Below are 20,709 nucleotides of genomic sequence, written 5' to 3'. Positions count from 1 at the left end.
CGGGGGCACAGATAGCCGGTCTTCATCCTGCCAATGGCAATGAATGAAGGCAGGTTTTTTCAGGGCGGGGCTTGAAGCGGCGGCTTGCGACCCCATATAGGATGCAAGGCCACGGCGGCACAAAAAATTTGATGCCGGGAGCTTGAAAGCCAGATTGGCAGCCCCCACCTAGCCGTTAACGCATTAAGGCGAGCCCCTCGCCAGTTTATTCAAAGTATTTGGAGATTCGTCAAATGGGTAAAATCATCGGTATTGACCTGGGTACTACCAACTCCTGCGTCGCTATTCTGGATGGCGACCATGCTCGCGTGATCGAGAACGCGGAAGGTGACCGTACTACTCCGTCCATCATTGCCTATGCCGATGACGGCGAAATCCTGGTTGGTCAGCCGGCCAAGCGCCAAGCCATCACCAACCCGAAGAACACGCTGTTCGCTATCAAGCGTCTGATCGGCCGTCGTTTTGAAGATGACGAAGTACAGCGCGATCTGGAGATCATGCCGTACGCCATCGCCAAGGCCGACAACGGTGACGCCTGGGTAGAAGTCAAAGGCAAGAAAATGGCACCGCCGCAGATCTCTGCCGAAGTGCTGAAGAAGATGAAGAAGACCGCCGAAGATTATCTGGGCGAGCCGGTGACCGAAGCGGTCATCACAGTGCCGGCCTACTTCAACGATGCCCAGCGTCAGGCTACCAAGGATGCCGGTCGCATCGCCGGTCTGGATGTAAAACGCATCATCAACGAACCGACAGCCGCTGCTTTCGCCTACGGCGTGAACAAGGTCAAGGGCGAGCGCAAGGTTGCCGTGTATGACCTGGGTGGCGGTACCTTCGACATCTCCATTATCGAGATCGACGAAGTGGAAGGCGAGACCACCTTCGAAGTACTGGCGACCAACGGTAACACCCACCTGGGTGGTGAAGACTTCGACAACCGCGTCATCAACTACCTGGTTGAAGAGTTCAAGCGCGAGCAGGGCATCGACCTGCGCAAGGATCAGCTGGCCCTGCAACGTCTGAAAGACGCGGCCGAGAAAGCCAAGATCGAGCTCTCTTCCGCTCAGCAGACCGACGTCAACCTGCCGTACATCACTGCAGATGCCACCGGTCCGAAGCACATGAACATCAAGGTGACCCGCGCCAAGCTGGAATCCCTGGTGGAAGACATGGTGAAAGACTCCCTGGAGCCGGTCCGTGTCGCTCTGAAAGACTCCGGTCTGGCCGTTGGCGAGATCGACGACGTCATCCTGGTAGGCGGTCAGACCCGCATGCCGATGGTGCAGAAGGCCGTTGCCGACTTCTTCGGCAAAGAGCCGCGCAAAGACGTCAACCCGGACGAAGCCGTGGCCATGGGTGCTGCCATCCAGGGTGCCGTACTGTCCGGTGACAAGACCGACGTACTGCTGCTGGACGTGACCCCGCTCTCCCTGGGTATCGAAACCATGGGTAGCGTGATGACTGCGTTGATCGAGAAGAACACCACCATTCCGACCAAGAAGTCCCAGGTGTTCTCCACTGCCGAAGACAACCAGTCTGCCGTGACCATTCACGTGCTGCAGGGTGAGCGCAAGCGCGCCAGCGACAACAAGTCTCTGGGCCAGTTCAACCTGGAAGGCATCCGTCCGGCACCGCGTGGTCTGCCGCAGATTGAAGTGACCTTCGACATCGACGCCAACGGCATCCTGCACGTCTCCGCCAAAGACAAGGAGACCAACAAGGAGCAGAAGATCACCATCCAGGCCTCCTCTGGTCTGTCTGATGACGAGATCGAACGCATGGTACGCGAAGCCGAAGCCAACGCGGCCGAGGACAAGAAGTTCGAAGAGCTGGTGCAGACCCGCAACCAGGCTGATGGTCTGGTCCACTCCGTCCGCAAGCAGATCACCGAAGCCGGTGAAGCCCTGCCTGCCGACGACAAGACCAAGATCGAAGCCGCGCTGAGCGAGCTGGAAAGCGCCATCAAGGGTGACGACAAGGCTGCCATCGAAGCCAAACAGCAGGCTCTGCTGGAAGCGTCCCAGAAGCTGATGGAAATTGCCCAGCAGCAGGCTCAGGCGCAAGGTGCCGCGGGTGCTGATGCCGGTCAGTCCTCTTCTTCCGCCAAGGCTGACGATGACGTGGTCGACGCCGAGTTTGAAGAAGTGAAAGACGACAAGAAGTAAGCCCGACCCAGATGGGCGAAGCAGGCTTCGCCCATCGGCTCAGAATCTGTTCACGGTCTGTCGCGAGAGGCCGTCAGCAAGGTAAAGAGCAGCGCAAGAACCGGAGTGTATGTGAATACATGAGGATTCTGAGCAGCACATGAGCCTTGATCACGGCTTCGTAGTAAGAGTGTGAGCAGATTCGTCAATGAATTTACGGGCGTTGGGTGACCAACGCCCGTCTGCGTAACTGCTGATATAGCAACAGGATGAGTATGTCGAAGCGCGATTTCTACGAAGTGCTCGGGGTATCCAAGGATGCCGACGAACGCGAGATCAAGAAGGCGTACAAGCGTCTGGCCATGAAGTATCACCCTGACCGCAACCAGGGCGATGCCGGGGCCGAAGAGAAGTTCAAAGAGGTCAAGGAAGCTTACGAGATCCTGACCGATGCCAATCTGCGTGCCCGCTATGACCAGTACGGTCATGCCGGGGTGGATCAGAGCCAGGGTGGCGGTGGCCACGGCGGCTTTGGCGGCGGCGCCGATTTCGGCGACATCTTCGGCGACGTGTTTGGCGATATTTTTGGTGGCAGCCGTGGCGGCGGCCGTCGTGGCCCGGCCCGTGGCTCCGATCTGCGCTACACCATGGAGCTGACGCTGGAAGAGGCGGTACGCGGGGTCTCCAAGGAGATCAAGGTGCCGACCCTGGTTCACTGTGAAGTCTGTAACGGCTCCGGTGCCCACACCGGCAGCTCGGCCCAGACCTGCCCGACCTGCCACGGCTCCGGCCAGGTGCAGATGCGTCAGGGCTTCTTCGCGGTGCAGCAGGCGTGCCCGCACTGCCACGGTCGCGGCAAGATCATCAAGGATCCGTGCCGCAAGTGTCATGGCGAGGGACGCTACCAGAAGACCAAGACCCTGTCGGTCAAGATCCCGGCTGGCGTCGACACTGGCGATCGCATCCGTCTCTCCGGCGAAGGGGAAGCGGGGGAAGCCGGCGCACCGGCAGGCGATCTGTACGTACAGGTGCACGTCAAGGAGCACGAGATCTTCGTGCGTGACGGCAACAACCTCTACTGCGAAGTGCCCATCAGCTTTACCGCGGCAGCCCTCGGTGGCGAGATCGAAGTGCCGACCCTGGATGGCCGGGTCAAGCTCAAGGTCACTCCGGAGACCCAGACCGGCAAGATGTTCCGCATGCGGGGCAAGGGCGTGAAGTCCGTGCGCTCCGGCCAGGTGGGGGATCTGATGTGCAAGGTGGTGGTCGAGACCCCGGTCAAGCTGACCGAGTCCCAGAAAGAGCTGCTGCGCCAGCTGGACGAGTCCTTCAGCGGCGCCGCCGCCAAGACCCACAAGCCGAAATCGGAAGGCTTCTTCGAAGGGGTGAAACGCTTCTTCGACGATCTGACCAGCTGATTTTCGCGACCCAGATATAAAGAGCCGGCCCTGCGCCGGCTCTTTTTTTACCCCTGTTTTAGCAAGATCCCCGCTTGTTGAGTGGATCCCGATGAGGGATCTTCCTCACAACTTCCGCCAATTTCTGCTGTACGAATGTTATCCCGCTCACACTGCTGCTGAAACGGTTTAGCTGGCATATTGAGTTAGCTAAATTGGTTTAGCTATGCTCTCGTCGTCGATAACAACAGGCCCGACCGGGCAACAGATGACAGGTGAGGACGATGACGATGTGCAAGAACAAGTTGGCGCTGGCGGTAGCGCTGGGATTGGGGATGAGCAGCCCGCTGTGGGCGGCGGATGGTGGTATCGAGGCCCGTCTGGCGGCGCTGGAGGCGCGGGTGCAGGCCGCCGAGGCGCGCGCCACCGCCGCCGAAGCGCGGGCCGATGAGGCCCAGAGCAAGGCAAACGAAGCCCGCGAAACGGCCGTGGTGGCCAAGGCCCAGAGCGAGAAGGTGGACAAGCAGACCGCCGGGGCCCAGGGTTTCGAGTTCCACGGTTATGCCCGCTCGGGCCTCTTGGTCAACGGCAATGGCAACGGGGGCCGCGGCGGCCCCTACATCACCCCGGCCGGCTCGGTGGGCGGTGCCGTGGGTCGCCTTGGCAACGAGGATGACACCTACATGGAGGCCAATCTGCTGAAGACCCAGACCTTCGCCGATGGCAGCTGGGCCCGCTATAAGCTGATGCTGGCAGACGGGGTGGAGACCAGCAACGACTGGACCGCCAGCGATTCGAGCCTCAACACCCGTCAGGTGTTTGCCGAGATCGGCAATCTGGCGAGCTTCGAGGGCCCCTTCAAGAGTGCGGTGCTGTGGGCGGGCAAGCGCTTTGACCGGGACAACTTTGACATCCACTGGCTCGACTCGGACGTGGTGTTCCTGGCTGGCACCGGCGGCGGTGTCTACGACGTGCAGCTGGCCGACAGCTGGAAGGCCAACTTCTCTCTCTACGGGCGTGACTACGGCGACATCAGCGCCAGCGGCCTCTCCGACATCGAGAGCTACATCCTCACCATGAACAACCGCGTTGGCAACTGGCAGTGGATGGTGAACGGCCTCTCCGCCAAGGACAACGAGACCCGCATCAACGATGGTGGCGCGGGCAGCGAAGCGGCGAACAAGGGGGCGCACACCCTGCTGGCCTACCACGCCGACAGCTTCTTTGGCATCAACCCCGGCTTCTCCAAGGCGGCGGTGCTGTATGGTCATGGCCTGGGTGCCGAGCTCAAGGGGCTGGGCTCCGACAGCGAGCTGCTGCCGGACGCCGATGCGGTGCGGGTCGCCGTGTTTGGTGCCACCGACCTTGCCCCGCGCTGGCGTATCGCCCCGGCCCTGCTGGCCGAGCAGAGCAAGGATCGCTACGTGAAGGGGGACGAATACCGCTGGGTGACCCTCAATGGCCGGCTGGCCCAGGTGCTGAGCCAGAACGTCGAGCTGGTCTACGAGGCCACCTGGCAGTACATGGACCTGGATCCCAAGGGCTACAAGGGTCGCCAGGCGGTGAGCGGCGACTTCACCAAGCTCACTTTCGCCCCCACCTTCAAGGCGCAGACCGCCGGTTTCTTCGAGCGGCCCGAGTTGCGGGTGTTCGCCACCTGGATGGACTGGTCTTCCGAGCTCGACCACTACGCCAGCAACGATGCCATGGGCCAGAGCAACTTCACCGCCGGCGGTGAATGGAACTTTGGCGTGCAGATGGAAACCTGGTTCTAGTTCGTTATCCCGATCACAAAAATGGCAGCTGGTGCCGGGATCTGTTGGTTGGCTAAAACGGTTTAGCTGATAATGCCAGCCAACAGAGCAGAGTCCGGGTTTGGCAGTCGATCCGATGCAGCAGTGGAGTAGCAAGGTGACGAATCGTGTGTGGGTAATGGGGGATGCGGTGGTGGACTTGATCCCGGAAGGGGAGCGGCACTACCTCCAGTGTCCGGGTGGAGCGCCGGCCAATGTGGCGGTTGGCGTGGCTCGGCTTGGTGGCGATGCGGCCTTTATCGGGCGGGTTGGCGCCGATCCGTTCGGCCGCTTTATGGCCGACACCCTGAGCGGGGAGGGGGTGGATATCGCTGCGCTGCGGCTCGATCCTGACCATCGCACCTCTACCGTGCTGGTGGCACTCGATGAGGCAGGGGAGCGCAGCTTCACCTTCATGGTGCGCCCCAGTGCCGACCAGTTCCTCACCCCGAATGAGTTGCCCCGCTTCGATGCCGGTCAGTGGCTGCTCACCTGCTCCATTGCGCTTGCCAACGAACCGGTGCGCGGCAGTTGCCTGCAGGCCATGGCGGCCATCAAGGCGGCCGGGGGACGGGTCTGCTTCGACCCCAACTTGAGGCCCGAGGTGTGGGGCAACCCGGCCGAGATGCTGCCGCTGGTGCGCGAAGCCATCGCGCGGGCGGATGTGGTCAAGCTGTCGGTGGAGGAGCTGCAACTGCTGAGCGGTCTGGATGATCTGGTGGCGGGGCTCGCCACCATCGCGGGGCCGGCGCTGGTGCTGGTGACCCGGGGGGCGGCCGGTGTGGTGGCCCGTCTGGGTGATGAGCTGCTGGAGTGGGTGGGGCCGAAAGTGACCCCGCTCGACACCACGGGGGCGGGGGACGCCTTCGTGGCCGGTCTGCTGGCGGCCCTGGCCGGGCGGACCTCGCTGCCGACGCTGGCCGAGCTGCCCGCCATCCTGGCCCAGGCCCACGGCTGCGGGGCGCTTGCCACCACCGCCAAGGGGGCGATGACGGCGCTGCCGACCCGCACCGAACTGGATGAATTTTTGCGATCAGGCGCAGACGGCTGTTGAGCTGCGGCTAGAAGCCCGGCTCGACAGCCCCTACTCTCATGTGACAAGGGCCCGCCAGTGTGGCGGGTCATAAGAGGAAGAATATGAATATCAGTGCGATAGCCAAGGATCTGGTGCCCCTGCTCGGGGGCAGGGAGAACATCGTCAGCGCCGCCCACTGTGCCACCCGGCTGCGGCTGGTGCTGGCGGATGACAGCAAGGTGAACAAGGCCGCCATCGACAAGCTGGAGGGGGTCAAGGGGTGCTTCAGCAACGCGGGCCAGATCCAGGTGATCTTCGGCACCGGCCTAGTCAACAAGGTCTATGCGGAGTTCGTGGCGCTGACCGGTACCGGCACCGCCAGCAAGGCGGAGCTGACCGATCTGGCGACGGCCAAGCTCAACGTGGCCCAGCGGTTGGCACGGACCCTCTCCAACATCTTCGTGCCCATCATTCCGGCCATCGTCGCCTCGGGCCTGCTGATGGGGCTGCTCGGCATGGTGCGCACCTACGGCTGGGTCAACGCTGACAGCGCCCTGTTTGTGATGCTGGACATGTTCAGCTCGGCGGCCTTCATCATTCTGCCAATCCTCATCGGCTTTACGGCGGCGCGGGAGTTTGGCGGCAATCCCTATCTGGGGGCGACGCTGGGGGGCATTCTGACCCACCCGGCCTTGACCAACGCCTGGGGGGTGGCCGGTGGCTTCAAGACTATGGACTTTTTCGGGCTGGACGTGGCGATGATCGGCTACCAGGGCACCGTCTTCCCGGTGCTGCTGGCGGTCTGGTTCATGTCCCACCTGGAGAAACAGCTGAGAAGGCGCATCCCTGATGCGCTGGATCTCATCCTCACCCCGTTTTTGACCGTCATCATCACCGGCTTCGTGGCGCTGCTCTTCATCGGCCCCGCCGGGCGGGTGCTGGGGGATGGCATCTCGTTCGGCCTGAGCGCCCTCTATGAGCAGGCGGGTTGGTTGGCGGGGCTGGTGTTTGGCGGCACCTATTCGCTGATCGTCATCACCGGCATCCACCACAGCTTCCACGCCATCGAGGCGGGGCTGCTGGCCAATCCGCAGATCGGCGTCAACTTCTTGCTGCCCATCTGGGCCATGGCCAACGTGGCCCAGGGCGGGGCTTGTCTCGCGGTCTACTTCAAGACCCGGGATGTGAAGATCAAGGCCATCACGGTGCCGGCGGCCATGTCCTGCCTGCTCGGCATCACCGAGGCGGCGATCTTCGGGGTCAACCTGCGCTACATCAAGCCCTTCCTGGCCGGCCTGTTTGGCGGGGCCTGTGGCGGCGCCTACGTGGTGGCGGCCAAGGTGGGCATGACGGCGGTGGGGCTGACCGGTATTCCCGGCATGGCCATCGTCCAGCCCATGAGCCTCATCCACTACATTGTCGGGCTGGTGATCGCCTTTGGCGCCGCCTTCGTCGCCTCTTACCTGCTCAAGTACAAGGTGGAGTGATGAAGGACGTCGCATTGCTCAACCAGATTGTCCGGTCGCTGCTGGCCGGACAGCTCAAGGCGGCGGCCGATCCCCATCGGCCCCGCTGGCACCTGGCGGCCCCGGTGGGGCTGCTCAACGACCCCAACGGCTTTATCGAGCACGGTGGGCGCTACCACCTCTTCTACCAGTGGAATCCGCTCGGTTGCGAGCACCGCAACAAGGGCTGGGGGCACGTCACCTCCACCGATCTGCTGCATTGGCAGCACGAGCCGGTGGCGCTGTTGCCCACCGAAGCCTATGAGAGCCACGGCTGCTACTCGGGCTCGGCGGTCAGCGACGAGCAGGGGCGCCTGACCCTCATCTATACCGGCAACGTCAAATACCCGGACGGCAGTCGCACCGCCTATCAGTGTCTGGCCCGCGCCGACGATGAGGGGGGCTTTGCCAAGCTGGGGCCCGTGTTGGATCTGCCCGAAGGCTACAGCGGCCATGTGCGCGACCCCAAGGTGTGGCACGACGGCCAGCAGTGGCTGATGGTGCTGGGTGCTCGCACCCAGGATGACAAGGGTGAAGTGCTGCTCTATCGCGGCGACGCGCTGGATGCCTGGACGCTGGTGGGCCCCATCGCCGGCAGCGGGCACGGCGGTCTCGGCGAGTTTGGCTATATGTGGGAGTGCCCGGATCTGTTTGCGCTTGGTGAGCGCCACGTACTCATCAGCTGCCCGCAGGGGATTGCCCCCCGGGGAGAGGATTATCGCAACCTCTACCAGTGCGGCTGGCTTTCGGGCGACTTCGACGGCGAGCACTTCGCGCACGGGGCTTTCCACGAGCTGGACAGGGGCTTCGAGTTCTATGCCCCGCAGACCACCCAAGACAGCCAGGGGCGGCGCCTCTTGTTTGGCTGGCTGGGACTGCCCGAAGAGAACGAGATGAGCCAGCCCACTGTCGCTCACGGCTGGATCCACCAGATGAGCTGCCCGCGGGAGCTGTTCTGGCAAGGCGACTGGCTCTGCCAGCGGCCGGTGGCGGAGCTGGTGGCACTGAAGGGGGAGCAGACCCGCTTCGAGGGGATGCTCGGCGAATTTCCGGGGCAGGCCATCGATTCGGCCTGGCTCGATCTGAGTCTGTGCGGCGAGGGAAGCCTCTGGTTTGGCGCCGTGGTCGAGCTGTGCTGGCAGCCAGGGTGCCTGGTGCTGCGCCGCCTGAACTGGCAGAGCGGAGAGTGGGAGGAGCGATGCTGCTCCTGGCTGGGCGGCGGCATCACCGTCTTGTGCGATCGATCCAGTCTCGAGTGTTTCGTCGATGGCGGCCGCCATACCCTGTCGGCGCGCTATTTCCCTGGGCCAGGGCCGCAGCTTGCGCCGGGTAAACCGATCGCGGGCGGCAAAATTTGCCTCGATCACTGGCCGCTGGCGGCCTGCCTAGTACAATAGCCCGGTGTCAGTTTGCCGGGAGGCCAGGTGGAGAAGAAGAAACGGATCACGATTGCCCAGATAGCCGAGTTGGCGGGGGTGTCCAAGGCGACCGCCAGTCTGGTGCTCAACGGCAAGAGTGCGGAGTACCGCATCGCCGACGACACCCGCAAGCGGATCCAGGCGGTGGCGGACGAGTGCCACTACCAGCCGAGCTTTCATGCCCGCGCCCTGCGCGAGACCCGCAGTTACACCTGGGGGCTGGTGATCCCCGACCTCACCAACTTCGGCTTTGCCAGCATCGCCCGCGCCCTCGAGGCCCACTGCCGGGAGGCCGGGATCCAGCTGCTCATCGCCTGCTCCGAGGATGATCCTACCCTGGAGCAGCGGGTGGTGGACAACCTCATCAGCCGCCAGGTGGACGGGTTGATTGTCGCCTCCAGCGGCCACAGCGACGATATCTATGCCCGCATTCACGACCGCCTGCCGGTGGTGCAGCTCGACCGCCACATCGGCGAGTCGCGTCTGCCCATGGTGATCTCCGATGCCTGCAAGGCCACCGCGGAGCTGGTGCAGGAGATGGCCGGCCAGTGCGGCGAGGAGATCTACTACTTCGGCGGCCTGCTGGATCTCTCCCCCAGCCGCCACCGGCTGGCGGGCTATGAGCTGGGGCTGCACCGCGCCGGGCTGGAGGCGGACCCGGCCCGGGTGCGCCACCGCGACTACCAACCCAGCTCGGGCTATCAGTTGATGGCCGAGCTGGTGGCCGAGCTCGGCGCCCCCCCCAAGGGACTCTTCACTGCCTCCTTCACCCTGCTGGAGGGGGTGCTGCGCTACCTCAACGAGGCGGGGCTGATGGAGACGGGTATGCGGCTCTGTACCTTCGACGATCACGACCTGCTCGACTGCATCCCCATGCACATCGACTCGGTGGCCCAGGATTGTCCGGCCCTGGCCCGGGCGACCTTCGAGCTGATGCAAAAGCTTATCGCGGGCAACCCGCCGTCCCAGACCGCCCAAGTGATCAATCCGCGCATCCGCTGGCGCAGTCAGCGGGCTGCCCGGGTCGCCTGAGCTCCCCGCATGCTGAAACGCAAAAGCCCCGCCGGCAGTGGCGGGGCTTTTGCGTTTTCAATGGCGGAGTCTGGTGTCAGTCGGTGGTACTGGCGCGCCAGAACACCTGCTTGATGTGGGGGTGGATGCCGAGCTTCACCATCAGGGCGTCGAGCTCGTCGCCATCGATGGAGGTGGCCAGCAGCACCGCCGAAATTTCCAGATCCCGCTCGCCGAAGGGCTCGATGTCGAGCTCGCTCAACGGGTAATTGGCCTGCTCCAGCATCTCTTCCAGCCAGTGCAGCACCTCCTTCTGGTACTCGCGCTGGGTGAGGGCGGTCACCCGGTAGGTTACCTCGGTGTCGGTGTTGTCCACCGGGCGGCGGTTGATCTGGTTGACCAGCGGGCGCAGCAGGGTGTTGGCGGCGAGTACGAACAAGGCGCCAAGGATCGCCTCCATGGCCAGTCCGGCCCCGCTGGCAGCGCCAACCGCCGCCACGCCCCACAGGGTGGCCGCGGTGTTGATGCCACGGATGTTGCCGGACTCGCGCATGATGACGCCGGCGCCGAGAAAGCCGATACCGGAGACGATGTAGGCCACCACGTGCACCACCCCATAGGTGCCGCCGTGCAGGTCATAGATGCGCTGGGCCAGGTTGACGAACAGGGCCGCGCCCACCGCCACCAGCACGTTGGTGCGCAGGCCCGCAGTGCGCTGGCGATACTGGCGCTCCAGCCCTACCAGGCTGCCCAGCACGAAGGCCAGCAGCAGGCTGACCAGGGTGTCGAGCAGAGAGATCATGTCGAATTGCTGCCACATTCTCATGGCGTACTCCTTCTGTTGCAGATGGCCTTTCTGAAGGCGGGCGAGGGGACGGTACCCCGCCAACGGCCCCGTGCGTGCAGGCCATGAATTGACGAGAAACACGCACGAGGCGCCCGGCCCGTCCATCCAGGATGGCGGGCAGGGCGGTGAAGCGGATTGAAAGGGGCCAGCATGGCTGGCCCCGGATCTCAGTCGTGCACGCTCAATTGAGCACGAGTTCGGGGTCGCGGCGGGGATGCAACTCCCAGCGAACCGGGTGATGTACCCCCACCTGATGCACGAACTGCACCAGATAGCGACGCTGGGGCGGGGTGCAGTGCAGGTTGAGCACCAGCTCCCGCCCGCCGCTGCGGCCGGGTCGCAGGGACTGCAGGGGTTGCAGGCCCGCCGGCTGCAGGGTGTGGTTCACCAGATCCAGCACCTGCTCCATGTCGGCCCGATCCTCGCAACGGATCTGCAGCCGGTAGTGGTGCTGGCGCGGTTTACCACGCAGCCAGAGCGGCAGCAAGCCGCGGCCCAGTCTGCTCAGCAGGGGGTGAGTCCGGTTGGATACGGACAGAGTTGAAATAAAACGCATAGCAGCCTCCTTGTGGGAAGCAGAAACTATGCAGGCAAGGTGTCATGGCAAAGCCAGGTCACCTGACGTCAAGTGTAAAAAAGAGAAGAGGGGAGTGGATTTCCGCTTCTCGCAGGGCTGCGAGCATGCGGCAGAGGAAGACCTGCGGCTAGCTCGCGACCCGGGTACCGACGACGAGGGTCGGTCTACAACTGTCACTTGATGAGTTGCCCACTGATGGTCTCCGCTGTTGATTGACGGCCTGATGGTACTCATCCAGAGCGGTGAGGTAAAGCCTCATCACGCTTTCAGCAACATTTAGATACAAGTTTGTCAATAATCGGGGCCGGCTGGCTACTGCCAGGACGCTGAAAGAGCGGTGAGCACCCTCACCGCCCTCGTTCCACCTTCTGCTTTCCCCATCGTTACCCGTCACGCTATTTCAGCCCCAGCCGCTTGAGGATCATCGCGGCTGGACAGAAACCGGTGAAGGCGCTCTGGATCAGATTGACCCCGACAAAGACGCTCAGCAAGACAAACCCCGGGTGCACCCAGGTGGTGAGCAGCAGCGAGAGCAGCAACATGCAGCCCGCGACGACTCTGACCCCGTTATCTACCGTCATGACCTTCTCCCTAGTTAATTTAGATATTGCTAATTTAGTGTCGCTTTATACAATAGAACCAAATATCAGCAATTGCTAATTTACTGCCATGAGCCAATTCGACGAGATGAACAGACACGCGACAGCCGCCGCCTCCCTGCTCAAGGCGCTGGCTCATCCCGAGCGGCTGCTGGTGCTCTGCCAGCTGGTGGAGGGGGAGAAGGGGGTCGGGGAGTTGCTGGCTCACAGCCAGCTCGGCCAGTCCGCTTTCTCCCAGCAACTGTCGGTATTGAAGCGCCAGGGCCTTATCCGCTCGCGCAAGGTCTCCCAGCAGATCTACTACTCGCTGGTGAGCGAGGCCGCCGTCGATGTGCTGGCGGCGCTGCAAACCCATTTTTGTCACTCAGAAATTAAGGAATCTCGATGATGGAAAGCCAATGGCTGCTCTCTCTGGGCGGCGGCATGCTGGTGGGACTCGCGGCCCTGATCCTGATGCTGTTCAACGGCCGGGTGGCCGGGATCAGCGGCATTCTGGCCGGTGCGCTACAACACAGGGCGCCCTGGCGGCTGCTCTTCTTGCTGGGATTGGGGGCGGGGGCCTGGCTGGCGCTGAGCCTGGGCTGGGCCAGCATGCCCACATTCAGCACGTTGCCAGGCTGGCCACTGGTGCTGCTGGCCGGGCTGCTGGTCGGCATCGGCACCCGCCTTGGCAATGGCTGCACCAGCGGCCACGGCATCTGCGGGATGGGGCGGCTTTCAGTGCGATCCATCATCGCCACCCTCACCTTCATGGCGACCGGCTTTATCACCGTCTTCGTCACTCATCATCTGTTGTAAGGGGCTGATCGCCATGAAGTTGTTGACAAGTTTGCTCGCGGGTCTGCTGTTTGGTCTGGGTCTTGCCATCTCCGGCATGATAGATCCGGCCCGGGTCATCGGGTTTCTCGACCTGGCGGGTCACTGGGATCCCAGTCTGGCGTTCGTGATGGGCGGGGCACTGCTGGCGTTCATGCCGGGTTACTTACTGCTGGTCAAACCGCTCAAGCGCAGCCTGCTGGGGGAACCCATGGCCAGCGTGCCGGCCCCCAAACTGGATCGCCGCCTCATCGGGGGCTCTGCCCTGTTCGGCATTGGCTGGGGGTTGGCGGGGATCTGCCCGGGGCCAGGCTTGAGTCTCATTTCCAGCGGCCAGCCCATGGTACTGTTGTTTGTCGCCGCCATGGTGGCCGGGATTTTGCTTGTTGATCGGGTTTGGGTGAAGGTGCGGGAGAAGCGCTGCCACCCCCGCTCGGCCTGAATGGATTGCCCCTGCTGTCGGGGAAGGAGGAATATCATGGAACAGATCCGCGTGCTGGGGGCCACCATGCTGGCCGTGGTCTCCGCTCTTGTCTCTGCCATGACGCTGTCAACGGCATGGGCTGCCGAGGCGAATGGCGATGCAACCTTGACCCTTGCCCCTCGTCAGGTGACCGACTGGCTCACCTTGGATGGCACCGTCAGTGCCATCCATCAGGGGACGGTGGCGGCCCAGACCAGCGGCCGGGTCTCCCGCATGCTGGTGGATGTGAACGATGAGGTAGTGGCCGGGCAACCCCTGCTCGAGATCAGCGGCAAGGAGCAGTTTGCCGCCGTCACGGGGGCCCAGGCGCGACTGGCGCGGGCGCAGGCCCAGCAGGTGGAGGCAGAGCGCCAGCTCGCCCGCTTTCAGGCGCTGATCGCCAAAGGGGTGATCACCCGCGCCCAGCTCGACAATGCCCAGGCGACCGATCGCGCCGCCCGCGCCGAGGTGAATGCGGCCGACGCGGCCCTTACTCAGGCCCGCGAGGCCTACGGTTATACCCGCATTCTGGCCCCCTACGCCGGGGTGGTGACCAAGCGGCTGGTGGAGTTGGGGGAGACGGTAGCTCCCGGCACGCCGCTGCTCTCCGGCTTCTCTCTTGATGCGCTGCGGGTGGAGGTAGATCTGCCCCAATTTGCGCTCGCACTCGCCAGTCAGCCCGCGGATGTGCAGGTGCTGCTGCCGGATGGCCACACCGTTACCCCCCTCAAACTGACCCGCTTCAACTATGCCGACAGCCAGAGCCACGCCTTCAGGCTGCGCCTCGACCTGCCGCCGCAAACCGCGGGGGTGCTGCCCGGCATGTGGCTCAAGGTGCAGCTCAAACAGGGCGAACGCCCGCTGTTGCAGGTGCCGGAGCAGGCCCTGCTCAGGCAGGGGGAGTTCAGCGGTCTCTACCTCAAGCAGGGGGATGGCTGGGTGCTGACGCCGGTGCGGGTGGGTCACTGTCCGGTGGGGCTGTGCGACATTCTGGCAGGCGTCCAGAGCGGCGATCAGGTAGCGGCAGATGGCTGGGCTCGCCAGCAGGCGGTGTCACATGAGTAATGATGTTGACGGCAACAAAGGCAAGCTGGGGCCAGCTGGCCGACTGGCGGCGCTGTTTCAGGGCTCGGCCATCACCCCGCTGCTGGCGCTAGTGGGGCTCTTGCTCGGCCTGTTTGCTGTGCTGGTGACCCCCAAGGAGGAGGAGCCGCAGATAGATGTCACCTTCGCCGATGTCTATATCCCCTTCCCGGGAGCCACCCAGGCAGAGGTGGAATCCCTCGTCACCACCCCTGCCGAGCAGGTGGTCTCCCAGATAAAGGGGGTCGATACCTTCTACTCGTTCTCTCGCCCTGATGGTGCCCTGCTGGTGGTGGTGTTCAAGGTAGGGGTGAGCCGCGAGCAGGCCATCATCGATCTCAACAACCAGCTCGACTCCAACCGCGATTGGCTGCCACAGGGGATCGGGGTCGGGCAACCACTGGTAAAACCGAGAGGGATCGACGATGTTCCCATCGTCAGCCTCACCCTTTGGAGCAAGGAGTGGCAAAAACAGCTGGGCGCCGCCGAACTGACCCGGGTCGCCCATGAACTGGAGACCGAGCTCAAGCGACTGCCCGGCACCCGCGATATCTACAGCCTGGGCAGCCAGCGTGCCGTACTGCGGGTGATGCCGGATCCGGCGGCCCTCAGCGCCCATGGCATCAGCTGGGGCGAGCTGAGCCAGCGACTTGCGGCCGCCAATCAGGTAGGCACGACACAGGCCATCGAGCAAGACAACCGGGAGATCAAGGTGCAGGTGGGGCAGTTCCTGCAAAGCGAGCAGGAGGCCCGCGAGCTGGTGGTGGGGCTGCAGGGCGACAAGCCGGTCTACCTTGGCGATGTGGCGAGCGTGGCGCTCGGGGAGGAGACCCCGGTGCAGCGCAGCTGGATGGGGCAGGGGGATCGCAGTTATCCGGCGGTGACGCTGGCCATCGGCAAGCAGCCGGGCCAGAACGCGGTCGAGGTGGCCAAGCGGGTGGAGGCGCGGGTCGAGAGCCTCAAGAATCGACTCATCCCTGCTGGTGTCGAGGTGACGGTGACCCGTGACTACGGCGTCACCGCCGAGACCAAATCCAACACCCTGATCGGCAAGCTGATTTTTGCTACCACGGCGGTGGTGCTGCTGGTGCTGGTGAGCATGGGCTGGCGCGAGGCGCTGGTGGTGGGGGTTGCCATCGTTATCACCCTGGCGCTGACCCTGTTTGCCAGCTGGGCCTGGGGCTTTACCCTCAACCGGGTGTCGCTGTTTGCGCTGATCTTCTCCATCGGTATTCTGGTGGATGACGCCATCGTGGTGGTGGAGAACATCCACCGCCATCGTGGCCTGGGCAAGGGTTCCCTCAAGGAGCTCATTCCGGGGGCGGTGGACGAGGTGGGCGGGCCGACCATACTGGCGACCCTGACCGTGATCGCGGCCCTGCTGCCGATGGCCTTTGTCAGCGGGCTGATGGGCCCCTACATGAGCCCCATCCCCATCAATGCCAGCATGGGGATGCTCATCTCCCTGCTGGTGGCCTTTATCTTCTCCCCCTGGCTGGCGAGTCATTTGCTCAAGGGTGAGGTGCACGGTGCCCACGGCGAGGTCAAAGTGGGTCTCTTTCAGCGACTGATGACCCCTTTCCTGATTGGCGCTGGCGCCAGGAGTGCGAGACACAAGCTCTGGCTGGCCATCCTGCTGCTGGTAGCGGGCGCCGCCGCCATGCCCATGGTGCAGTGGGTGGTGCTCAAGATGCTCCCCTTCGACAACAAGTCGGAATTCCAGCTGGTGCTCGACATGCCGGAGGGGGCGACCCTAGAGCAGACCGAGCGCACCCTGCTGGCGGTCGGGCGGGAGCTTGCCAAGGTGCCCGAGGTGAAGGATTACCAGATCTACGCCGGCACCGCCGCCCCCATCAACTTCAACGGGCTGGTGCGCCACTACTTCATTCGCAGCGGTGCCAACGTGGGGGATATTCAGGTCAATCTGGTGGACAAGCATGAGCGCCATCGCAGCAGCCACCAGATTGCCCAGTCGGTGCGGGCCCCGCTGCAGGCCATCGCCAGCGCGGTGGGGGGCAACCTGAAAGTCGTTGAGGTGCCGCCCGGTCCGCCGGTCTGGTCCCCCATAGTTGCCGAAGTGTATGGCCCGACGCCTGCCACCCGCGAGGAGGCAGCTCGCGCCGTACAGGCCCGTTTTGTAGCGACGCCGGATCTGGTGGACGTGGATATCTATCTGACCGACCCGCAGCCCAAGTGGCGGCTGGTGGTGGATCGCAGCAAGGCGGCCCTGCTCGGGGTCGATCTTAGGGATCTGGTGAACACCCTCAATGGCGGAGTGGGTTATCAGGATGCCAGCTGGCTGCAGGGGCACGGCGCCAAGTATCCGGTGCCGATCCGCATCGAACTGGCTTCCGGTGACAAACGGGATCTGGCGGGTGTGCTGGCCCTCAAGGTGCGCAGCCAGAGCGGCCAGCTGGTGCGGGTCTCCGAGCTGGTGAGTCGCCGCGATGAGCTGGCCCCCAGCTACATCATGCACAAGAACATGCAGCCCATGGTGATGGTGGTGGCCGACATGGGTGGCCACACCGACAGCCCGCTCTACGGCATGTTTGTCGCCGGTGCCAATATCGACCTGCCCCAATATTACGTACAGCAGCCCGACAAGCTGGGGGAGGTGGCGCTGTTGTGGGACGGGGAGTGGAAGGTAACCTACGAGACCTTCCGCGACATGGGGCTAGCCTACGCCGTGGGGATGATCCTCATCTATCTGCTGGTGGTGGCCCAGTTCCGCTCCTATCTGCTGCCGCTCATCATCATGGCCCCCATTCCGCTCACCCTCATCGGGGTGATGCCGGGCCACGCCCTGCTGGGGGCCCAGTTTACCGCCACCTCGATGATCGGGATGATCGCGCTGGCCGGGATCATCGTGCGCAACAGCATCCTGCTGGTGGACTTTATCGAACAGCAGCGGGCGAGTGGCGTGGCGTTCGAGCAGGCGGTGATTGCGGCGGCGCAGGTGCGGGCCAAACCCATCATGCTGACGGCGCTGGCGGCGATGATCGGGGCCCTGTTCATCCTCGATGACCCCATCTTCAACGGGCTGGCCATCAGCCTGATCTTCGGGATCCTGGTCTCCACCTTGCTCACTCTGGTGGTGATCCCGCTGCTCTACTACAGCCTGATGTCGCGCCGTGAAGTCGCGATCACGGCAAACGAGCCGGGCGCACAATGACAGAAGGGCCACCTCGGTGGCCCTTCTCGTTTCACACGTTCAGGTGGCTGGGGCGCTGGGTCAGCGTCCTTTCATCAGCGGGAAGTAGCGCCGATCGGCCTGGCTCATGTGGCCGACAACCAGCTCCTGAATGATGAAGTTGAGCAACTCGTCGTTGCCCAGGGTGCCCGCCCTGGCGGCGGTCATCAGCTGGCTGGCTTTTTGCAGCAGCAGCTGGTGGTCTTGCTGGTGGCTGGCCAGCTCCGGATAGCCGAGTTCGGCCAGCATCTGCTCTTCAAAGGCGAAGTGGTGGCGGGCCACGTCGAACAGGCTCTCCATGCACTCCAGGAACAGGGCCGGGTGCTCCTGGTGATCCTTCATGTGTTCCAGCAGCCGGTTGGTCAGCACGAACAGCTGACGATGCTCGGCATCGATGCGGGGATGGCCGCATTCGTGGCTGCTCTGCCACACCAGCGAGCCCTGCTCCGGATCCAGCCCGGCGGTGAACAGACAGACCCGGCCCCGCCCTCTGCCCTTTGCCTGATACATGGCCTGATCGGCGTGGTGCATCAGGGTCTTGGGATCGGTGCCGTGCTCCGGATAGAGCGCCACCCCTATGCTGCTGGAGATGCGCGCTCCTGCTCCTCGTCGATGCGAAACGGATGGCGCAGGCTCTGGTGCAGATGGTCGGCCACCGCCAGCGCCTCGTCCCCGGTATCGGGCAGCAGGATCACGAATTCGTCCCCTCCCAGCCGTGCCACCAGATCCCGCTCCCGCACGCAGTGGCGCATCCGTTCCGCCACCATGTTGAGCAGCACGTCGCCGGTCTCGTGGCCGAAGGTGTCGTTGATCGGCTTGAAGTGGTCGAGATCGATGAACAGCAGGGCCAGCTGCACTTCGCCCTCCATGGCCTCCTTCAACCGCTGCTGCAGCAGCCGGCGGTTGGGCAGGTTGGTGAGGGGATCGTAGAAGGCGAGCCGGCGCATCATCTCCTCGCGGGCGGCCCGCTCGGTGATGTCACGGGTCACCCCCAGAATCGCCTCCGGCTCCCCCTGCTCGTTGCCGTGCAGGGTGGTGACCGTTTCGGTGGCCACCAGATGTCCCTCTTTGTGACGCAGCTGGGTACGAATGACACAGCGGGTCTGCTCGTGGTCGCCGCGTTGCCAGGCGGCGAGGGAACCGCTCAGCTCGGCGCGCAGCTGCTTTCTGGATGTCTCCGGAATAAGCTGCCTGATGGGGAGGGTCAGCACGTCGATCGCCTCGTAACCGCTGAGCGGCAAGATGGCCGGGCTGACGTAGCGAAAGCGCAGGGTGGCGGTGTCCATGGTCCAGATGACGTCGGCGCTGTTCTCCGCCACGAAGCGGTAGTGCTGCTCGCTCTGGGCCAGCTCGCGGGTGAGCCGCTGGCGGTCGCGCGCCTCCTGGCGCAGGCGCAGGTAGAGGTAACAGAAGATGCCGAGCAGGGTCAGCAGGGAGAAGGTCACCAGCATGGCCACCGCCACGCTCTTGTCGAGCAGCTGGCGCTGCTGGCGGATCCGCTCCCGATCCGGGTTGTAGAGGAAGTGCTCGAGGTCTGGCAGGGCCGAGAGCAGGCCGGCCTCGAGGTAGCTTCTGGCGATCTGCTGCCAGCGCTCCGGCTGCATGTAGCCGGGCTCGACCAGATCTGGCTGCATCAGCTCCCGGGTGGCACTGGCTTCGAACTCCAGTTGCTCGCGGCCATAACCGCTTGGGTACTGCTCCATGATCCAGTTGATCATCTCGGCCGGATTTTCCATGGCATAGCGCCATCCCTTGAGGCTCGCCTGCTGAAAGGCATAGACCCGCTCCGGCCGGTTGTTCAGCTCGCGCTCCGAGGTGAACAGGTTGTCACCGTAGAAATCGAAGTCGATGCTGCGGGGGGAGAACACCCGGTAGGGGATCCCCATCCGGGCCAGATAGAAGGGCTCGGTGGTGCTGTAGGCACTGATAGCGTCCACCTGGCCGGCGAGCAGCGCCTTCAGCCCCTGTTCATAAGGCAGCTTGCTCCAGCTGCCCGGCGGGGCATGGCGATTGAGGTAGATCTGCAGCTCCTGGGAGCCGGGCTCCAGCATCAGCCGTTTGCCCGCCAGATCCGCCGGTTGGCGAATGTCGGGCCGCTCCAGGGTGAGCAGCACCAGCGGGGAATGCTGCAGCATGGAGGCCAGCACCACGACCGGCTGGCCACTGGCGCGCGCCAGCAGCAGATCGCTGCCGCTGACCCCGTACTGGGCATTGCCCGACATCACCTCGTTGACCACATTGGTGCCGGTGACGGCGGGTCGCAAGGTGACATCCAGCCCGGCATCTCGATAGAAGCCTCTGGCCTGGGCCGCGTAATAACCGGCAAACTGGAACTGATGTTGCCAGGGGAGTTGCACCACTATCTTGTCCACCGCCTTGGATGGCAGGGAGAAAAGGGTGCAAAACATCGCTGAACCAAGCATGGGCAGATACCGGAGCAGGCGATGAAGGGAGGAATTTACGACACTCATACTCATTCCTCTCGGGAGACGGGGGTCAGTCCTAGAGTCAAACAATTCCTTGTTGCCCGCAAGGGGGCGAAAGGGCGCTGGAATGGGGGATACGCAACAGAAAAAAAGATTTCTGTGTCACTCATCACATTTGGCTTTCCTGCTCGGTATTTTTGGCAATTATGCGAATAATTACGGAGCCATATGACCAATAAAAACGGTCGCATTTTAATCGTATTTGCCAGTCGTTTACCTCAATATCAGTGAGTGATTACTTAATTTTCAGCGCAATGCGTCAGCCTGTGTCGCCGTATCAACGGATACATTCATGTTGCTGTCAGATTGTGTCGAACTTTCAATTGTTGCGTTATCAGTCAGTAACGGGCCGAAACAGGCAGAGGGGG

The 20,709-nt window shown here is 63.4% G+C and carries 15 protein-coding genes and 1 pseudogene; 12 read left to right on the top strand and 4 right to left on the bottom strand.

Going from position 1 to position 20,709, the window contains the following annotated elements; translation table 11 throughout:
• Positions 1 to 233 precede the first annotated feature (233 nt).
• The 7 genes from dnaK (at position 234) to OKC29_RS13820 (ending at position 10,301) form a co-directional block, all read left to right on the top strand.
• Positions 234 to 2,162 carry a molecular chaperone DnaK gene (dnaK, locus tag OKC29_RS13850; RefSeq protein WP_011706781.1) on the top strand — a complete coding sequence of 643 codons (1,929 nt, stop codon included), beginning with the start codon at positions 234 to 236 and terminating at the stop codon, positions 2,160 to 2,162.
• Positions 2,163 to 2,416: 254 nt separating this feature from the next.
• Positions 2,417 to 3,559, top strand: coding sequence for a molecular chaperone DnaJ (dnaJ, locus tag OKC29_RS13845; protein ID WP_011706780.1), 1,143 nt, complete (start codon positions 2,417 to 2,419; stop codon positions 3,557 to 3,559).
• Between the two features lie 263 nt (positions 3,560 to 3,822).
• Complete coding sequence (locus OKC29_RS13840) at positions 3,823 to 5,313, top strand: carbohydrate porin (RefSeq protein WP_073351050.1); 1,491 nt, start codon at positions 3,823 to 3,825, stop codon at positions 5,311 to 5,313.
• Positions 5,314 to 5,428: 115 nt separating this feature from the next.
• Positions 5,429 to 6,385, top strand: coding sequence for an aminoimidazole riboside kinase (locus tag OKC29_RS13835; RefSeq protein WP_073351049.1), 957 nt, complete (start codon positions 5,429 to 5,431; stop codon positions 6,383 to 6,385).
• A gap of 83 nt (positions 6,386 to 6,468) precedes the next feature.
• Positions 6,469 to 7,833 (top strand): sucrose-specific PTS transporter subunit IIBC, encoded by a 1,365-nt coding sequence (locus OKC29_RS13830; protein WP_073351047.1) that lies wholly within the window; start codon positions 6,469 to 6,471, stop codon positions 7,831 to 7,833.
• Positions 7,833 to 9,248 carry a glycoside hydrolase family 32 protein gene (locus tag OKC29_RS13825; protein WP_073351045.1) on the top strand — a complete coding sequence of 472 codons (1,416 nt, stop codon included), beginning with the start codon at positions 7,833 to 7,835 and terminating at the stop codon, positions 9,246 to 9,248. Before OKC29_RS13830 ends, OKC29_RS13825 begins: the two co-directional genes overlap by 1 nt.
• A gap of 27 nt (positions 9,249 to 9,275) precedes the next feature.
• Positions 9,276 to 10,301 carry a substrate-binding domain-containing protein gene (locus OKC29_RS13820; protein WP_024945079.1) on the top strand — a complete coding sequence of 342 codons (1,026 nt, stop codon included), beginning with the start codon at positions 9,276 to 9,278 and terminating at the stop codon, positions 10,299 to 10,301.
• A 76-nt stretch (positions 10,302 to 10,377) separates the two neighbouring features.
• Here the strand turns inward: OKC29_RS13820 and OKC29_RS13815 are convergent, their stop codons facing one another.
• The 3 genes from OKC29_RS13815 to OKC29_RS13805 all read right to left on the bottom strand — a co-directional run bounded on the left by OKC29_RS13815 (position 10,378) and on the right by OKC29_RS13805 (position 12,285).
• The gene (locus OKC29_RS13815) at positions 10,378 to 11,106 is read right to left on the bottom strand and encodes an MgtC/SapB family protein (RefSeq protein ID WP_039213423.1); all 729 of its coding nucleotides are present in this window, start codon (positions 11,104 to 11,106) and stop codon (positions 10,378 to 10,380) included.
• Between the two features lie 202 nt (positions 11,107 to 11,308).
• Positions 11,309 to 11,683: a hypothetical protein gene (locus OKC29_RS13810; protein ID WP_011706773.1), complete on the bottom strand. Its 375-nt coding sequence runs from the start codon at positions 11,681 to 11,683 to the stop codon at positions 11,309 to 11,311.
• A 416-nt stretch (positions 11,684 to 12,099) separates the two neighbouring features.
• Complete coding sequence (locus tag OKC29_RS13805; protein WP_073351042.1) at positions 12,100 to 12,285, bottom strand: YgaP family membrane protein; 186 nt, start codon at positions 12,283 to 12,285, stop codon at positions 12,100 to 12,102.
• An 88-nt stretch (positions 12,286 to 12,373) separates the two neighbouring features.
• Here OKC29_RS13805 and OKC29_RS13800 point away from each other — a divergent pair, with 88 nt between their 5' ends.
• Genes OKC29_RS13800 through OKC29_RS13780 form a run of 5 tightly spaced genes read left to right on the top strand, consistent with a single transcriptional unit; the run spans position 12,374 to position 17,837 of the window.
• The gene (locus tag OKC29_RS13800) at positions 12,374 to 12,691 is read left to right on the top strand and encodes an ArsR/SmtB family transcription factor (RefSeq protein ID WP_024945075.1); all 318 of its coding nucleotides are present in this window, start codon (positions 12,374 to 12,376) and stop codon (positions 12,689 to 12,691) included.
• A complete protein-coding gene (locus tag OKC29_RS13795; RefSeq protein ID WP_042862873.1) occupies positions 12,688 to 13,101 on the top strand; it encodes a YeeE/YedE family protein in 414 nt (137 codons plus the stop codon). Before OKC29_RS13800 ends, OKC29_RS13795 begins: the two co-directional genes overlap by 4 nt.
• A 13-nt stretch (positions 13,102 to 13,114) precedes the next feature.
• The gene (locus OKC29_RS13790; protein WP_162275746.1) at positions 13,115 to 13,561 is read left to right on the top strand and encodes a YeeE/YedE family protein; all 447 of its coding nucleotides are present in this window, start codon (positions 13,115 to 13,117) and stop codon (positions 13,559 to 13,561) included.
• A 36-nt stretch (positions 13,562 to 13,597) separates the two neighbouring features.
• A complete protein-coding gene (locus OKC29_RS13785) occupies positions 13,598 to 14,647 on the top strand; it encodes an efflux RND transporter periplasmic adaptor subunit (protein ID WP_073351040.1) in 1,050 nt (349 codons plus the stop codon).
• On the top strand, positions 14,640 to 17,837 hold the full coding sequence (locus OKC29_RS13780) for an efflux RND transporter permease subunit (protein WP_073351038.1): 3,198 nt from the start codon (positions 14,640 to 14,642) through the stop codon (positions 17,835 to 17,837). The genes OKC29_RS13785 and OKC29_RS13780 overlap by 8 nt, the downstream gene beginning before the upstream one ends.
• 60 nt (positions 17,838 to 17,897) lie before the next feature.
• On the opposite strand, the pseudogene OKC29_RS13775 reads toward OKC29_RS13780, so the two are convergent.
• Positions 17,898 to 20,326 (bottom strand): annotated as a pseudogene (locus tag OKC29_RS13775) (diguanylate cyclase domain-containing protein).
• Positions 20,327 to 20,709: the final 383 nt, after the last annotated feature.

The organism is Aeromonas sp. QDB34 (genome assembly GCF_027705405.1).
Taxonomy (GTDB): Bacteria; Pseudomonadota; Gammaproteobacteria; order Enterobacterales; family Aeromonadaceae; genus Aeromonas; species Aeromonas hydrophila.
The sequence above is the reverse complement of the archived record's forward strand: the minus strand, read 5'-3'. Positions and strand labels throughout refer to the sequence as shown.

What these genes read in the sequence shown, in the direction of transcription:
- OKC29_RS13840 (WP_073351050.1), top strand. Translation starts at nt 3,823, where the DNA reads ATGACGATGTGCAAGAACAAGTTGGCGCTGGCGGTAGCGCTGGGATTG.
- OKC29_RS13835 (WP_073351049.1), top strand. Translation starts at nt 5,429, where the DNA reads ATGCAGCAGTGGAGTAGCAAGGTGACGAATCGTGTGTGGGTAATGGGG.
- OKC29_RS13800 (WP_024945075.1), top strand. Translation starts at nt 12,374, where the DNA reads ATGAGCCAATTCGACGAGATGAACAGACACGCGACAGCCGCCGCCTCC.
- OKC29_RS13805 (WP_073351042.1), bottom strand. Translation starts at nt 12,285, where the DNA reads ATGACGGTAGATAACGGGGTCAGAGTCGTCGCGGGCTGCATGTTGCTG.
- OKC29_RS13795 (WP_042862873.1), top strand. Translation starts at nt 12,688, where the DNA reads ATGATGGAAAGCCAATGGCTGCTCTCTCTGGGCGGCGGCATGCTGGTG.
- OKC29_RS13815 (WP_039213423.1), bottom strand. Translation starts at nt 11,106, where the DNA reads ATGAGAATGTGGCAGCAATTCGACATGATCTCTCTGCTCGACACCCTG.
- OKC29_RS13785 (WP_073351040.1), top strand. Translation starts at nt 13,598, where the DNA reads ATGGAACAGATCCGCGTGCTGGGGGCCACCATGCTGGCCGTGGTCTCC.
- dnaJ (WP_011706780.1), top strand. Translation starts at nt 2,417, where the DNA reads ATGTCGAAGCGCGATTTCTACGAAGTGCTCGGGGTATCCAAGGATGCC.
- OKC29_RS13810 (WP_011706773.1), bottom strand. Translation starts at nt 11,683, where the DNA reads ATGCGTTTTATTTCAACTCTGTCCGTATCCAACCGGACTCACCCCCTG.
- dnaK (WP_011706781.1), top strand. Translation starts at nt 234, where the DNA reads ATGGGTAAAATCATCGGTATTGACCTGGGTACTACCAACTCCTGCGTC.
- OKC29_RS13830 (WP_073351047.1), top strand. Translation starts at nt 6,469, where the DNA reads ATGAATATCAGTGCGATAGCCAAGGATCTGGTGCCCCTGCTCGGGGGC.
- OKC29_RS13780 (WP_073351038.1), top strand. Translation starts at nt 14,640, where the DNA reads ATGAGTAATGATGTTGACGGCAACAAAGGCAAGCTGGGGCCAGCTGGC.
- OKC29_RS13790 (WP_162275746.1), top strand. Translation starts at nt 13,115, where the DNA reads ATGAAGTTGTTGACAAGTTTGCTCGCGGGTCTGCTGTTTGGTCTGGGT.
- OKC29_RS13825 (WP_073351045.1), top strand. Translation starts at nt 7,833, where the DNA reads ATGAAGGACGTCGCATTGCTCAACCAGATTGTCCGGTCGCTGCTGGCC.